The 14,959-nt window shown below is 66.3% G+C and carries 12 protein-coding genes and 1 pseudogene; 6 read left to right on the forward strand and 7 right to left on the reverse strand.

Going from position 1 to position 14,959, the window contains the following annotated elements; translation table 11 throughout:
- Positions 1 to 44: 44 nt before the first annotated feature.
- From MEBOL_RS18260 to MEBOL_RS44245, 3 genes and pseudogenes are all read right to left on the reverse strand, one after another.
- On the reverse strand, positions 45 to 848 hold the full coding sequence (locus MEBOL_RS18260) for a hypothetical protein (protein ID WP_095978645.1): 804 nt from the start codon (positions 846 to 848) through the stop codon (positions 45 to 47).
- Positions 849 to 851: 3 nt separating this feature from the next.
- Positions 852 to 1,415, reverse strand: coding sequence for an imm11 family protein (locus tag MEBOL_RS18265; protein ID WP_095978646.1), 564 nt, complete (start codon positions 1,413 to 1,415; stop codon positions 852 to 854).
- Between the two features lie 15 nt (positions 1,416 to 1,430).
- Positions 1,431 to 2,006, reverse strand: a pseudogene (locus tag MEBOL_RS44245) (AHH domain-containing protein); the annotation flags it as partial.
- Between MEBOL_RS44245 and MEBOL_RS42955 the strand changes: the two are divergent.
- Positions 2,006 to 2,302 carry a DUF5953 family protein gene (locus MEBOL_RS42955; RefSeq protein WP_245919875.1) on the forward strand — a complete coding sequence of 99 codons (297 nt, stop codon included), beginning with the start codon at positions 2,006 to 2,008 and terminating at the stop codon, positions 2,300 to 2,302. The pseudogene MEBOL_RS44245 and the gene MEBOL_RS42955 sit on opposite strands and share 1 nt — an antisense overlap.
- A gap of 248 nt (positions 2,303 to 2,550) precedes the next feature.
- Here MEBOL_RS42955 and MEBOL_RS18280 read toward each other — a convergent pair whose 3' ends face one another.
- Together MEBOL_RS18280 and MEBOL_RS18285 are read right to left on the reverse strand one after the other, a co-directional pair.
- The gene (locus MEBOL_RS18280) at positions 2,551 to 3,498 is read right to left on the reverse strand and encodes a DUF7151 family protein (protein WP_157775155.1); all 948 of its coding nucleotides are present in this window, start codon (positions 3,496 to 3,498) and stop codon (positions 2,551 to 2,553) included.
- Between the two features lie 17 nt (positions 3,499 to 3,515).
- The gene (locus MEBOL_RS18285) at positions 3,516 to 5,822 is read right to left on the reverse strand and encodes a Kelch repeat-containing protein (protein WP_095978647.1); all 2,307 of its coding nucleotides are present in this window, start codon (positions 5,820 to 5,822) and stop codon (positions 3,516 to 3,518) included.
- A 679-nt stretch (positions 5,823 to 6,501) separates the two neighbouring features.
- On the opposite strand from MEBOL_RS18285, the gene MEBOL_RS42320 reads away from it, so the two are divergent.
- On the forward strand, positions 6,502 to 7,887 hold the full coding sequence (locus MEBOL_RS42320) for a hypothetical protein (protein ID WP_218920922.1): 1,386 nt from the start codon (positions 6,502 to 6,504) through the stop codon (positions 7,885 to 7,887).
- Between the two features lie 126 nt (positions 7,888 to 8,013).
- Positions 8,014 to 8,745, forward strand: a complete 732-nt coding sequence (locus MEBOL_RS18300) for a hypothetical protein (RefSeq protein ID WP_095978649.1) — start codon at positions 8,014 to 8,016, stop codon at positions 8,743 to 8,745.
- 29 nt (positions 8,746 to 8,774) lie between these two features.
- Here the strand turns inward: MEBOL_RS18300 and MEBOL_RS18305 are convergent, their stop codons facing one another.
- On the reverse strand, positions 8,775 to 10,592 hold the full coding sequence (locus MEBOL_RS18305) for an acyl-CoA dehydrogenase (RefSeq protein WP_095978650.1): 1,818 nt from the start codon (positions 10,590 to 10,592) through the stop codon (positions 8,775 to 8,777).
- 157 nt (positions 10,593 to 10,749) lie between these two features.
- Between MEBOL_RS18305 and MEBOL_RS18310 the strand changes: the two genes are divergently transcribed.
- The 3 genes from MEBOL_RS18310 to MEBOL_RS41255 all read left to right on the forward strand — a co-directional run bounded on the left by MEBOL_RS18310 (position 10,750) and on the right by MEBOL_RS41255 (position 13,496).
- The gene (locus MEBOL_RS18310) at positions 10,750 to 11,556 is read left to right on the forward strand and encodes a hypothetical protein (protein WP_095978651.1); all 807 of its coding nucleotides are present in this window, start codon (positions 10,750 to 10,752) and stop codon (positions 11,554 to 11,556) included.
- 12 nt (positions 11,557 to 11,568) lie between these two features.
- The gene (locus MEBOL_RS18315; RefSeq protein WP_095978652.1) at positions 11,569 to 12,600 is read left to right on the forward strand and encodes a synaptic vesicle VAT-1 family membrane protein; all 1,032 of its coding nucleotides are present in this window, start codon (positions 11,569 to 11,571) and stop codon (positions 12,598 to 12,600) included.
- A 218-nt stretch (positions 12,601 to 12,818) separates the two neighbouring features.
- Positions 12,819 to 13,496 carry a hypothetical protein gene (locus MEBOL_RS41255; protein ID WP_157775158.1) on the forward strand — a complete coding sequence of 226 codons (678 nt, stop codon included), beginning with the start codon at positions 12,819 to 12,821 and terminating at the stop codon, positions 13,494 to 13,496.
- 66 nt (positions 13,497 to 13,562) lie between these two features.
- On the opposite strand, the gene MEBOL_RS18325 is transcribed toward MEBOL_RS41255, so the two are convergent.
- The gene (locus tag MEBOL_RS18325; protein ID WP_095978653.1) at positions 13,563 to 14,915 is read right to left on the reverse strand and encodes a serine hydrolase; all 1,353 of its coding nucleotides are present in this window, start codon (positions 14,913 to 14,915) and stop codon (positions 13,563 to 13,565) included.
- Positions 14,916 to 14,959: the final 44 nt, after the last annotated feature.

Genomic DNA, 14,959 nt, shown 5'->3' on the forward strand with positions numbered 1-14,959 from the left:
TCGTGGGCCACCTGCGTCACACGGGACACACACTTGTGTGGCTGCTAATGCCGCCCCAACTCCCTGTCCCAGGCAGCCAACCGCATGCTCACCGTGTATTTGTAGGCGCTGGAGACATCCTCGAAGTCCTCTGGGCGGAGCGCGGCGAGGCGCTCGCGCAGGAAGCCCGGATCGCCGAGCACTTCGCGGTGCTTGAATCCGGTGTCCACCCCGACCAGGGCGGGCATCACCCGGAGCACGGCCTCCATGCAATCCTCTCGGGTCGCGTGAGCCATGCGCTCCACCGTCAGCGCCAGGTGTTCACGCACCGAAGCGGAGCTTCCGGGGCACCACGCCTCCATCGTCTCGCGGTAGATGTCCTCCATCAACTCCTCCAGCGTGTCCTTCCGGTCGAACCAGAACGCGTAGCGCGGGCCCTGGAGCACATCCCAGAAGCGCAGCAGCGCGGCGAGCCGCCTCGCCATGCGCTCCGCGCTTCGTGGTGGGAGGGGAGACACGGCATGGAAGAGGGCGCCCCACGGGGTGCTCAGGCAGAAGGACTCGAAGGCCTTCTCCATCCGCGGGCGCTCCTCTTTCGGGACGCCATCATTCAAGCTCATGAAGACTTCGGCGAACAGGTGCACCCGCCAGCGGGGGTGGGATTTGTTGTCGAACAAGACCCCCGATTGCATTTCCAGAAGCTCGCCGGGCGGCACCTGGAGCATTCGCTGGGGCTGGGTAAAGACACTCGTCTTGAGGTACTCCCGGGCCCATCCCTGGCCCTTGGCTCTCACATTCCGGAGAACGGTGCCGGTGAGGCCGTGGAGCATCGCTGGAAACTCGAGCACCGGGGAGTGGGGCACGGTCATTGATTAGACCTCCTCGAATCGCGTGCCCGTAGCGCCCAAGCGCCCTAAAGCGTCCTTGATCTCCTCGGAGACGATCAGGGCGACCTCCCACCCCTCAGGACGGAACACCTTGGCGTTCCCTACCTTCTCCTTGTCGATGCGCAAGCGATCCACGCCCATGTATTGCCCGACCTTCTCGGGCACTCCATGCTCTGGCTTCCAGAAGCTTACCTCGGACGCCTCTTCGTCGATGCAGCGGATGAGGCGGGTTGCTACGAGGACGAGGTACTGATCCGGTTGGCCCTCAATGTCCGCGGGGATCAACTGCACGTCGCCGTGGGCTCGCTCCGCCATCATGGCGGCCACCTTGACGTGGACGACGGGAATCCTGATTCCTGCCTCGGAGAAGTCTAGCGGCCTGCCCTCAGTCTCGATGGGGATTTTCAACCGTCCCTCCATCTGCACGGGCGTTCCTCGCTTGAAGTCCCAGTCGTGCACCTTGCGTCCCTGATTGTTGTTGGGCGTATCCAGATGCCAGCGGTGGGGGACATAGACGTCGTCGGCTAGCCTGAAGAAGCGCTGGGACATAGGCAGGTTCTAGCGTCATTTCCCCAGGGTGACGAGTCGGTTCAACTCCGTTCCGGGTATCGAGATCCGTTTAGCGAGTTCATCCAGCGCGGGCAGTAGCCGCGCCCGGCATTCCGCGATGCTGCTACAGTCTCCCAGCGCCCTATCTACACGATCGTAGACGATCTCATGGTAGCGCTGTGGGTGCGGCCCCTTGTGCCCCTGGATGGGCACGATGTTTTCGCGGTCCGTCAGCTGCATTCCCGCCTTGGCGAAGAGCCGCTCCATCCGTTGAGTTCACGGGCCACCCCGCAGGGTGGATTTCTTGTTCGCGATGGTCGCCATGTGGTGGGTCTCCGTGCGGTCAGCACGCGCGCCGCGTGCCGCCATCGCGATCGCGCCCGGTGCCAGCGCCACGCTGAAGCCCTCGGCCGTCACCGTCACCGACTCGGCCGAACTCACCTCCGACAACAGGATGCCTTCGCGGCTCGCGGCCCGCATCGACATCTGCCCCGAACCCGGCAGAGTTCCCACCTGCTCCGCGAAGCCCTTCGCCGTGTGCGTCAGCAGCGCCATCGCCATCAGGGCGAACGCTTGCGCCGCCCCACGGGTTGCCCTCGCTCATACTCCCACGGTACAACCCTGCGCCGGAGATTCCTCATTACCTCGGGTGGCTGAACTTCTGGTCGGATGCTGCCGCACGGGCGATCGACTTCTCGGACCCGGTGCGAGACGCGGATCTACTCTCGCGGGTGCGGCGAACCGCGACAGGAGGGTGGATTGTCCGGCTCACGGATGCGCCGCTCGACCTGGACAACCCCACGTACTGGACGCGCTCAAACGGGCCCACGAGCGCTTCCCGGAGATCGGCGGGCGCTCCATCCCGTGAAGTTCGGCACGGCTCGTAATGGCTTCCCGAAGCAGAGGCAAGGCCGGAGCCGGAGGAGGAGAGCCCGTCCTTTGCCGAGACGGTGGAGGCGCCGAAGAAGGAGCGCACACCCAGATGGGACTCTCGCCGGGCTGCTACGCAGGACGTTCGCGCTGGACGTGTTGGCTTGCTTGATGTGTGGAGGCAGGCGGAGTGTAGTGGCGTACGTGCGTAGGGGAAGTCATCGCCGTAGTAATCCCTCTGGGATTCAACTGATGATTCCACCTTTCACTGGACCAAACAGCATCTCGCTACAGCATATACAGAGCCAGCCCCAGAAGTGGGCCCAGTGAGAACACAATCGTAGGAATTGCCGTATATGACAGATCCTGTTCCCACGACAGTGCCGGAACCGTGTCGGCAAGCTCCGCCTGTAACTATCCAAGGCGCTGGACATGTGGCGCGTGAGGGGGAATTAAACGCACGGGATGATGTCTCGGGTCCATTCACATTAATGCAGCTAAAAGAGCCAGTAAAGCCGCCCGGGATGCCTTGATCTCCCTTTTCTCCCTTGTCTCCCTTGTCTCCCTTGTCTCCCTTGTCTCCCTTGTCTCCCTTGATACCTTGATGTCCGGTGTTGCCCTGCTGTCCCACCGGCCCCACTGGGCCTTGAATGCCGTTACAAATGTAGCGGGTCATGGAGGTGTTGACCTCCCATGGGTCGAGCAGCGCGTTGCGGTTGCTGTCCACACCCGTGTCGATGCGCACTCCCCCCGCCGCGCAGTTCGTGCCGGGCGAGACCAGGGCCGTCTTCGTCAGCGACGCCAGGCCGGAGGGGCCTTGAGGACCCGCCGCCCCCAGGGTCAGCGAGAAGGCATCGTTCTGGGCGACCGCCGAGCCCGTAGAAACTGTCAGCAGGTAGGAGCCCACCAGGCCCGAGAGGTCAGAGGGGAACAACACGGTCAGCCCCTTGCCGTCACTGGCGACGGCTTTCACTTCCAGAGACCGCCCCGCCAGTTTCACCACCGGGCTGGTGCCGTTGTCGAAGCCCCGGCCCGAGACGAACAAGCCCTCGCCCAAGTAATCCACATCCACGCCTTCCACCACCAACTGCGGCGTGGTCTGGGCGACCGCCGGAGTTGCAGCCAACGCCCCAAGGAAGAAACAACCCAGCTTTAATGCATTTCGCAATTTGAACATGCCAATATCCAATTTCAGAAAAGAGAACACAGCCACCCAAATCCACTCAACACTCAAGGCGTGTAGAGCTCGGCGCTCGACATCGAACCACCTGCGCCAAGGCCCCCGCAGATCAGAACCTTGCCAGAAGGCAAAACGCTGGCTGTGTGCTGATAGCGCGGTTGCGCCATGTTGGCGGACTGCGACCAAGTGCCCTTCGCCACGTCATACAGCTCCGTACTGGAGAGTGTAAGGGAGCCCGACATACCTCCCATCACCAGAACCTTGTTCTGGAGAACACTGGAGGCATGCATCGCGCGAGTGGATGCCATGCGCCCACCCGACCGCCAAGCTGCGGCGGGCGAGTCCTGAAGGTCCACGCTGGAGAGTGTGTTCACCCCGTCGGAGCTGCCTCCGGCGACCAGCATCGCGCCCGTCGCCAGCAAGGTGGTGGTATGGGAATAGCGAGCAGAGGTCATACTACCCACCACCGACCAGCCTCCCGACACCGGGTTGTACAGCTCGGCGTTGGCGATCGGGCCCACGTCGTTGCTGCCTCCGATGACGAGCACTTCGCCTGAGGGCAGAACAGTCGCGGTGTGCTGGTAGTGACTGAAGCTCATCATCCCCGTCGTGCTCCAGGTGCCCGTCGCGGGGTTGTAGAGTTCCGCGCTGGAGAGCGCGTCGGCGCCGTTGTACCCGCCCGTGGCGAGCACCCATCCAGAGCGAAGGATGCTGAGCGTCTGTAGTGCCCGCGCCGACGTCATGCTTCCAGTGCGCGTCCATTTTCCAGTCGCCGGATCGTAAAGCTCCGCGCTGGCCAGCACGTTGTAATTGTTGTCATACCCGCCCACCGCCAGGACCTTCCCGGAGGCGAGCAAGACGGTGGCGTGATAGAACCGGGGAGACGTCATGCTCCCGGTGGAACTCCACCGGCCGGTGGAGGCATCATAGAGTTCCGAGCTCGCGAGGGCCTCCGCTGCGTCGATCCCGCCCACCGCCAGGACCTTCCCCGAAGCGAGAACCTCGGTGGTGTGGGCGCTGCGGGCCCTGAGCAGGCTACCCGTTGGCGTCCACACATCCGTACAAACCGTACCTCCTGAAACCTGGAAGGAGGTGGAGGCAGACAGGCCAAGCGCGTTCTTCACGGTCATGGAAATGACGGCGGCGTCGCCCGTCGGCGTGCACGCGGGCGCGCGCCACACCACGTCACTGGTGTTGGACGTACTGGAAGGTGTCGAGATCAGACCCACGGACGCGCTCCAGGAGAACGTGAGCGCGCTGGCCTGAGGGTCCTCCGCCTTCACCCGGAACACGACGGAGCCTCCCGCCTTGGCGGACGCCACCGACTGAAAGGTCTCCACGATCTCCGGTGGAAAGCGAGCCGTCGGCTTGTCTCCCACGCAGAAGGCGAAAGAGCCCGTCGTGTGCCCCCCGCGTCCATCCTCCACTCGCACTGACAACGTGCAGTTCGCGCAGGTCTCACCGGAGGGCTGCTCGGAGGGTGTGAACGTGGTGGCCGCCGCATGGGCGTTTCCAAAGGTTCCCTTGCAGCTGGAGTTCCACAGATAGGTGAGGGCGTCTCCATCGACGTCGCTCGCGACGGCGGTCACCGAGGTCGGCTCGCCCACGCGCACTGCGGAAGGGAGTGCGTTGACCGTGGAGACCTGTGGCCAAGTGTTGAGGGAGATATCCACCGCCGCACCTCCCCGCCCTGGGCGCACGGTGATGGTCAGGCTCACTGTGGCCGTGGCGCCCTTGGAGTCCGTCACGGTGAGCGTGAGGACGACCGGACCCGTGCTTGAGGGGGCCGTCCAGGATGTCGAGGAACTCGTACTGGCGCTGAAAGAGCCCGCAGCGGCGGTCCAGGCGTAGGTGAGTGTATCGCCCGGGTTCACGTCCTTCGCCGAGGCCAGCAGCGTCACCTCGCCCCCGGGCTCCACTGTGCTCGGATTGGCGATCAGGGAGCCGATGCACGGCGCTGCGTTCTCAAATGGAGGGGGTGGATTCAGCTCTTGGAGGATCAGGGACACCATCGAGACCTGCCCCGCCGTGATTGTCACCCCCGTCGCATCCCAGCCGTACAGAGCCGTGCCATCCGACCCAAAGGCCCGCGCCGAGAACGTACGGTCCATGCCAGCGGGAAGTTCCCCGAGAATGCCCGCCCACTTGCCCTCCGTCTTCACCAGTTCCACGCTCCGGGGCGCCATGTCGGCGGCACTCACGGTGACCTGGACCCGTGTGACGTCCGTGGCGGACAGCGATTGCTGGAGGGAGGCCACCACCTGAGCCGACCCCGTAGGAGCCGCCTGACCGCAAGCCATCAGGACGACCAACCAAGAACACAGAAGATGCAGCACCCGGATTTTCATGCGGCCCATGGACCCTCTAAGCGGGGGGCGTCGGGAGTGACGCTCCATCTCCAAGACAAGAGGCCCGGTGCGGAAATGTTATGCAGTGAACGTTGAGGAATTCTCCGCTCACGTCATGTACACATGTACACACAGCTCTGCGGGCATACTCCCTCGCGGATCAAGGCCGATTGGATCGAAGCGGACGAGATCCACGCATAAGGAAGTGAAGAGTGGCCCGTGGCCGCGTGTGGTCTGGTCGGAAGGGGTTGTTGGTGTCCTCCCGCGCCTCCATTGAGCCGACATCGCATCCGTGCTGCGTCTTGGTCATCGACCATGGTGTGCAGGAGGGTGCCTCTTTACCCTTACATGGTGCTGGACTTCGTCTCTGGCCAGCGCACCCTGCTGCGCGAGGAAGGGGCCCTCTCTGTGAAGCGGGCACTGGGCCTCGTGCGGCAGGTGAGCCTGCCCCGGTTTTGGGGCTCTCCCGCACACTGTGAGCTCGCCGTTCGGATGGCGAGTCGCATGCAACGGAGCCGCAGGAGTCCATGAACTTGGATGGCTCATGGCGCACATAAAGTGCGGCAGACCCACGTAGCTGGGGCAAATCCAGTATCGCGTGGGAATCATGTTTTCCGGTTAAATGGGAATTTTATGGTATCATGGACCTGATTTTTCGCTGTTGCATCGAACTTCCCGGAATCTCTCCATGCGATCGTCCCTACCCAAGAACCCCCTCGCCCTGTTGCTCATGGGCCTGTGCCTCTTCTCCAGCGCCGCCTTCGCGGAGACCGTCTTCCTCGTCCCCCAGTACCGATACAACTCGGCTTCCAGCAAGGAGAGCAGCAGCACCTTCGTCAGTCCGACGAACACCGTGCTCACGGGCCGTTGGCATGGCGGAGATGAGAACGGACAGACCGTCTACCAGTACGCCACGCTCCAGGCGCTCAATGAGTTCAACCAGCCCGTCGCGGGCACCATCGAGGTCCAAGTGCTCGGGTGGAGCAACTGGATCAAGGAGTCCGCTGGCATCTGGTTCGACTCGCCCCAGGGCACCGTGTTGATCGGCCGTCAGCACACCGGTGATGAGAATGGCAACACGCGCTACCTCACCGGCCGCGTCCTGTTCAACGGCCAGGCCACCGAGGTCGTCGACCTGATCACCTCGGGTGGCCTCAAGGAGTCCGCCTCCCTCTGGTTCACCACCGACTCGCGGCGGGTCATGACGGGCCGCATGCACCAGGGAGACGAGAACAAGAACTCCTACTACCGCAGCGGCTCCCTGCGTGTGTCCGTGCCGCCTCCGCCCAATGCCTTCCGCATCATCGTGAAGCTGCACCCGCAGGAGGCCTTCTATCCGATGGACCCGATGGACTTCATCCACGCGTCCCGCTTCCGCCATCACAAGGGGTGGGGGACGGACCAGGGCTTCAGCAAGTCCAGCTACTCGTGGGTCACCGGAAACGACAAGTCCTGGGATTACTTCGACATCCCGGTGAGCATCATCAACAGCTACGCGATCAACCCGGATGGAACGAACCGCCGCCCTCGGGACTCCAACTCCGGCAGCGATTTGAACGTGTTCCTGCAGCCCGAGGGTCATCCGCAGGGGAATTTCTCGCCCACCGGGCAGGTGCCCTCATTCCGCTACCAGACGCAGGACGGACGCCAGCAGTACTGGCTCTTCTATGGCTATAACGAGTCTTCCTACATCATCAGCTTCTCCCATCAGGGGGATTGGGAAGACGTCACCGTCCACACGTCCAACGGGCTCATCACCGGTGCGTCGCTGAGCGCGCATGGCGAGCGGACGTTCCATCCCATCTCCTCGCTGCAGACGTATGTCGAGGGCAACGTGCAGTACCTGGTGGTGTACGCCGCCAAGGGCACCCACGCGCTCTACCCCTCGGTGGGCAACTTCCACATCGCTGGTACAGACGAAACCCGGGACGGCGGCGTGGCGTGGGTCATCACGGATAACGTGCAGGCGCTTCAGGACCAGCCGTGGAAGGACTTCGCGGGCGCCTGGGGCGAGGTGGGTGAGCAGGCGGCCACCACCGGTCCCCTCGGTCCCTGGCACAAGAAGATCCAGTAGGAGGCCGGGTGGGGCGGAAGTGTCGCGGAGCGCACGTTGGTGGAAGACAGCCTTTTTCGTGAAAGAGGCGGATGGTTATAAGGCCTTGGTTCACACAAGGTGTTGTATTTCATCACTTGGAGAAAAATGAGCGCCCTCCGTCCCAAGAACTCCTTCGCCCTGTTGTTCATGGGCTCCTGTCTGGTCTCCAGCCTCGCCTCCGCGCAGACCATCCTCATCGTCCCCCTGGAGCGTACCGACTCCAGCTCCATGAAGGAGAGCAACAGCTCCTATACCTGTCCGTCGGACAAGGTGCTCACGGGCCGGATGCACACGGGGGATGAGAACGGACAGACCACCTACCAGTGCGCCTCCCTGGAGGCGATCGACGCGGATACCCTCGCGCCCATTTCAGGCACCATCCGCATCGAGGCGCAGAACTGGAGCGGCAACATCAAGGAGTCCTCTGGCACCTGGTACAACGCGCCCGCGGGCATGGTGTTGATCGGCCGTGCGCACGATGGGGACGAGAACGGCAACACGCGCTATCGCCCCGCTCGCATCACGCTCAACGGACGGGCCATCGAGATCATCGATTCGAAGACCTCTGGCGATATCAAGGAGTCCTCCGGCACCTGGTTCAAAACCGAGACGCGACAGGTCATGACGGGCCGGATGCACAAGGGCGACGAGAACAAGTACACCCAATACAAGAGCGGCACCATGCGGGTGACAGGCTCGGCCTCTTCCGCTCCTCAGGCGGAGGGTTCGGGCTCGACGCAGACGGCTCCGGACGCGAAGGCGCCCGCTCCCCAGAAGACGCAGACGACTCCTCCTGGGAAGACCGCGACGCCGGGCTCGGCTCCCGCGCCTCACTGATCGGGCGCGTGCCTCTCGGGCGCCTCCGGTCAGAACGACTCGTCGGGCAGGTTCATCAACTCCAGGTCGCCGCGCTCCACCATGCGCGCGGCGTGCTCCAGGCCCGGCAGCACCTCGTGGCAGAACCAGCGCGCGCTCGCGACCTTGCCCGCGTAGAAGGCCTTGTCTCCTGGGTTCTCCTTCGCGCGCTCGAGCGCCACCGCCGCGTGCCGCACCAGCAGCCAGCCCACGATCAGGTCCGCCAGCGCCATCAGCACCCGGTTGCCCTGCAGGCCCACGTGGTACACGGACTCGCCGAGCTTGCCCATCAGCGTGCCCAGCATAGTCTCCATCGCGGTGAGCCCCTGGCCCAATGCCGCGCGCTCGGCCTTCAGCTCCTCGCCGCCCTCGTCTCCCTCCGCCGTCGCGCGCACCCGTCCGAGCAGCCCCTGCAACGTGGTCCCACCGTCGCGCGCCACCTTGCGCATCAGCAGGTCCAACGCCTGGATGTGCGTGGTGCCCTCGTAGAGCGTGTCGATCTTCTGATCCCGGATGTATTGCTCCATCGGGTAGTCCTTGAGGTAGCCCGAGCCGCCCAGGCATTGCAGCGACAGGGCCAGGAGCTCATACGCCTTCTCCGAGCAGTAGCCCTTCACCAGTGGCAACAGCAGATCATTGAGTGAGTCGTACTCGGCGGCTTCCAGCGCCCGGTGTCCGCCGCGCAGCTCCACCTGGTCCTGCATGGACGCCGTGTACAGGGCGAGCGCCCGCATGCCCTCGGCGTGTGCCTTCTGCGCCATCAGCATCCGCCGCACGTCCGGGTGGCGCAGGATGGGCACGCGCGGCGCGTGGGCGTCCCGGGCGCCCATCAGGTCCGCGCCCTGCTTGCGCTCCCGGGTGAACTCCAGCGCGTTCAGGTACGCCGTGGACAGCGTGGCCATGGACTTCATGCCCACCGCCATGCGCGCCTGCTCGATGATGTGGAACATCTGCCGGATGCCGTCGTGCACCTCGCCCAGCAGCAGGCCCCGCGCGCGCTGGCCGTCCCCGAACGTCAGCTCGCTCGTCACCGAGCCCTTGAGGCCCATCTTGTCCTCGATCTTCGTGCACACCACGCCGTTGCGCTCGCCGAGCACGCCCCCTTCCTCCACCCAGAACTTGGGCACGATGAAGAGCGACAGGCCCTTGGTGCCCGGGCCCGCTCCCTCGGGCCGCGCCAGCACCATGTGGACGATGTTCTCCGCGTGGTCCGTCTCCGCGCTCGTGATGAAGCGCTTGACGCCCTCGAGCTCCCAGACGTCTCCCTCCACGCGCCGGGCCTTCGTGCGCGCCGCGCCCACGTCACTGCCCGCGTCCGGCTCGGTGAGCACCATGGTGCCCACCCACCGCCGCTCCATCATCGCCGGCAGGTAGCGCTTCTTCTGGGACTCGGTGCCCAGCCGGTCGATGACGCGCGCCAGGATGTTACCCAGCGTGAAGAAGGCCAGGGCGGGATTGGCCCCCACGAGCAGCTCGAACGCCGCCCAGCCGAGCGTGGGCGGCGCCGCCATTCCCCCGAGCGCCGTGGGCAGCTCCAGGTGGTGCATCCCCGCGTCGTAGTAGGCCGTCAGCGAGCGCTTCATCCCCGGCGGAAGCCGGACCTCGCCGCCCTCCAGCCGGGGGGGGTGGTGCTCCGACTCGGCGAAGCTGGCCGCCAGTTCGTGGGTGCACAGCGCCGCGAAGGTCTCCAGCGTCTGGCGCGCCGCCGTCTCGTCGAAGTCCCCGAAGGGCGCCTTGCCCAGACTCGTGTGGCCGATGTCCAGGAACTCGAAGAGATTGAAGTTCAGGTCTCGCAGGTTCGCCTTGTAGTGGCTGGACGCGGATGGCATGCGACCTCCGGGCCAGGGTCCTGTCGAGTGGGCCTCCGGCCGTACGGGAAGTGTGGGCTGGCAGGCTCGCTTTTTCAGAGGGGGTTCGCAACCCGGACCCGCTTGCTGCGACAATCCCCCAACGAAGTCCCCCCCGTGTGTTCAACGAGGCTCGCCGATGTCCATCCGCAGGGTTGGTTTCAATCCCTTCGTCTCCACCGCGAGCCTCGTGCAGGCCCAACGGCGCGTGGATCCGGTGGAGAAGCACATCGGGGCCGATGACCCGGAGCTCAAGACCGAGGAAGACGGTCTGGAGTCCCTGAACAGCCACTACCGCGCCGAACTGGAAGCCCTCGAGGCCGAGCGCGCGCGCAAGGCCCAGCAGGTCGAGACGCTGCGCTCCAGGCTGATGATGCGCGACGGGTACGAGAAGCTTCCCGAGGAGCTGGTGGACCTCAAGGGCGGCACGCGCGACGAGCTGGAGCAGCCGGAGCCCCGCCACGCGAACAAGCCGGGCGTGTCGCTCGCGCAGCTCGCCCGGGCCAATGTGTATGAGCGGGTGTCTCGGGAAGAGCGTGCCGCGGCGCAGCGCGCCGAGCTCGAGCAGGCCGAGGCCGAGCTGCGCGCCGCCGAGCATGCCCTGGCCGCGCAAGAGGCCGCCGCCGCGGCCGCCGCCGAGCTGGAGGAAGGTTTCCTCCTGGACGAGTCTCCGGCGGAGGAGGACGCGGCGGACTGGATGGCCGAGGAACTCGAGGTGCTCCAGCAGGCCGAGGATGTCGACGACGAGGAAGAGGTCTACAGCGATCCCGGCGCGGACCTGTTCCTCGCGAGCCTCGATGACATCGAGAACCTGGAGCCGGCCGAGGTGGAGGACCCGCACGCGGGCGCGTTCGTCGCGAGCCTCGATGACATCGAGAACCTGGAGCCCGCGCCCGCCGAGGCCCTGCTGCCGTTCGAGGACGACGCGGAAGACGTGAAGGCGTAGGGACGCTGCTCCATGCGCCACGTGGTCATCCCGCGCGCCGGAGGCTACGACCGGCTCACGGTCGAGACTCGGCCCGATCCCCTGCCCGAGCCCACGGGGGTGGTCGTCGCTCCGGAGGCCATTGGCGTCAACTACGCCGACTGTGTCGTCCGCATGGGCTTGTATTCCTCGGCCCGGGAGTATGTCGGCTGGCCCATCACTCCGGGCTTCGAGTTCGCCGGGACGGTGTGCGCGGTGGGTGCTTCCGTCACGGATCTGGCGCCCGGGGACCGGGTGTTCGGTGTCACGCGCTTTGGCGGCTACGCCACCCGGGTGGCCGTGCCCCGGCATCAGGTGTTCGCGCTGCCCGCGCGCTTCGACATGGCCCAGGCGGCCGGGTTCCCCGCCGTCTTCCTCACCGCGTACTTCGCCCTCTTCGAGCTGGCCCATCCGCGCCCGGGACAGACCCTGCTCGTGCACTCGGCCGCCGGGGGCGTGGGCGGAGCCTTGCTGCAACTGGGACGCATCGCGGGGTGCCGCACCGTGGGCGTGGTGGGGGCGAGTCACAAGGTGGAGGCCGCGCGGGCGCTCGGGGCCGACGCCGTCATCGACAAGAGCCGCGAGGACTTGTGGCGCGCCGCCGAGCGCATCTCCCCACAAGGCTATGACGTGGTGCTCGACGCCAATGGCGTCTCCACGCTGAGCGAGAGTTACAAGCACCTCGCCCGGCCTGGAAAGCTCGTGCTCTACGGCTTCCACTCCATGCTGCCCCGTCAGGGCGGCCGGCCGAACTGGTTGAAGCTCGCCGCCGACTTCCTGCGCACCCCGCGCTTCAATCCGCTCGACCTCACCAGCGACAACGCGAGCGTCCTGGCCTTCAACCTGTCCTACCTCTTCGAGCGGCGTGACGTGCTGGAGGAGGCCATGGGCCGATTGCTCGCGTGGGTGGACGAGGGACGCATCCTGCCTCCGCCCGTGACCCGCTTCCCCTTCGGCCAGGTCGCCGACGCGCACCGGGCGCTGGAGTCCGGCACCACCGTGGGCAAGCTCGTGCTGGTGCCGTGAGGTCCCTGGCCCCTCGCGAGAGGGGGAACTGGTGACGGTGGACTCCAGGTGGTGACCGCAGTCACCGGGTTTTGGGGTGCTTCGAGGCCCCGGGCTCGGGGGCTCTCCGAGGGAAGCGCCTCCCGTGGGGCGTTGGCACGCGTCCTGCTCTACGTCTGGGCATGCCACGAAGCGGTGGCCCCGGTTTCCTCCCTCTCAATCGCGCAGGAATGATCGCCATGTCCATCTCCTCCCTGTCCTCCGCCTCCCGTCCCGCTCCTTCCTTCAACGCCAACAACGTCTCCTCTCCCGTCCAGGCGCCCGTCATCGAGTCGAAGGGCGTGGACGCGGTGAAGCCCCAGGGCCTCGAGGGCAAGCGGATGCTGGCGGACAGCTTCGATGCCGGCGGCGTGGGCAAGGCCGACAAGGGCGGGTTGAAGCAGGAGCTTCTCCAGAAGCTGGAGGAAGTGACCAAGGCGCTCGGCCAGTTGGTGGAGCTGCTGGGCGGTCAGAAGCAGGGTGAGGCCGGTGCGGCGGGTGGCGCCGGCAAGTGTGGGTCGACGGGTGCTGGCGGCGCGGGTGGGGCCGGGGCGGCTCCGGCGGGTGGTGCGGGCGGCGCTGGCGGCGCGGGTGGGGCCGGGGCGGCTGCCCCCGCGGCTCCGGCGGCTCCCTCGGCTCCGGCCGAGGCGGCTCCCGCGGCTCCCGCGTCTCCCGAGGCCGCCGACCCCAAGTCGGTCATCGAGAAGCTGACCAGCGCGCTCAAGGACGTGCTCGACCTGCTGGCGAGCGGCGACGCCCAGAAGATCGCCCAGGCCGGTGAGGCCCTCGACAAGCTGTCCAGCGAGTTGGGCAAGTCGATGCCCAAGAGCGCCGAGCCCCAGCAGCTCCAGGTGGACCCCTCCGTCCCCTCGCTGTGATTCACGGGAGGCTCCCCACCCCGAGAGGTCTCCCCGCCCTGGGGTGCCTCCCGGGGTGTTCCCTCTTCAGGGGGCGCTTCGCTGCTTCATCACCTCGTCCACCCGGCGGCCCAGGTCCGCGATGGTCTGGGTGAAGTGGATGCCCGTCACCACCCGGGGAAAGCCATTCTCCTCGTCCTGGAAGTTCGCCGTCCCCGCCACGCCCGCGTCGTAGTAGCGGTAGCCGAGGTTCGACAGGAACGCGATGACGTAGTGCCGGGGCGGGTGTCCCGGCAGTGCCCGGACGATGCCCGCGTCACTGCCATAGTTCTCCGTCTGTCCCGTCTTGTGCAGGAACTCCACCTGGGCCGCCGCGTTGCACGGCCGGGTGTCCCGCTTGAACGCATTCGTCCCCACCGTCGCCGTGCCTTCCCCGTCCAGCCAGCGCGAGGGCTCCGCCACGGGCAGTCCCGGCCGTGCGTTGGGGTCTCCGCACACCACCGTGGAGCTCAAGCCTTCCGCGAACCCCTGCTCCGCCAGGAGCTTCTTCAGGAAGGTCCGTGAGGTGTCGGACAGCTCGGCCGCCGTCACCGCTCGGCCCCGGGGTGTCTTCCACAGCGTGCCCGGCCCTCCGTTGATGAGCAGGAACAGCCGCGCCGTGTCGAGCGCCGTCATGTGGATGCTCCCCGGCTGCCAGCTCCGGCCCGTCACGGGCGAGGTCCCGTTCACCTGGAGCGTCCCCAGGCCGAGCTCCGCCAGGTCCGCGTTCAGCTTCGCCATGGCGCCCCGTTCGTGCAGCCACTTCACCAGCGCCTCCGTCGCGCCGTTGTTCGACTCGGTGATCATGGGATCCAACCAGCCGCGCAGCGGGCGCTCGCCCCGCTCCTCCTTTCCATTCGTGAAGTGATAGGGCGTGTCCAGCGTCAGCCCGCCCCGGTCCACCTGCCGCAGGACGCCGTAGGCGATGAGGATCTTGAACAGCGACGCGGGGTAGGGCGCCATGAAGCGCAACGCGGCGCCCTCTCGCCCGGGCACCACGTCCGCGTCCGCTCCCGCGTCCGCCCAGCCCGTCTTGCCGTTCCAGCGATCCAGGTCCCAGCGCGTGAAGCGCACCGCCCGCGTGCCCAGGGTCTTCGCCTCGATGGGGACGCCCCGGCCCTGGGGGTAGTCCCGAGACAGCAACACGTTGGCCGCCGCCACCGGGCGTCCCTTCGCGTCCAGCTCGATGACCGCCACGTCCACGTTGGGCGGGTGCGCGATGCGCTGGCCCTGCCGCCGCCAGTCGAGCACCTGCTCGAAGCCCACCGCGCGCACGGCGCCGAGCAGTTGCTTCTCCAATGTGCGCGAGCGAGCGGGGGAGTACGTGCCAGGCGGGCCCTGTGGGGCGGTGACACCGGGCGTGGCGAGGAGCAGGACGAGGCATGGCGCCAGCAGTCGCATGGGATTTCGTCTACCCCCGCTTCGGGGCTGGCGTCCATGTCCCG

Origin of the sequence: Melittangium boletus DSM 14713, assembly GCF_002305855.1 — a bacterium.
In the GTDB taxonomy this organism is placed as follows: Bacteria; Myxococcota; Myxococcia; order Myxococcales; family Myxococcaceae; genus Cystobacter; species Cystobacter boletus.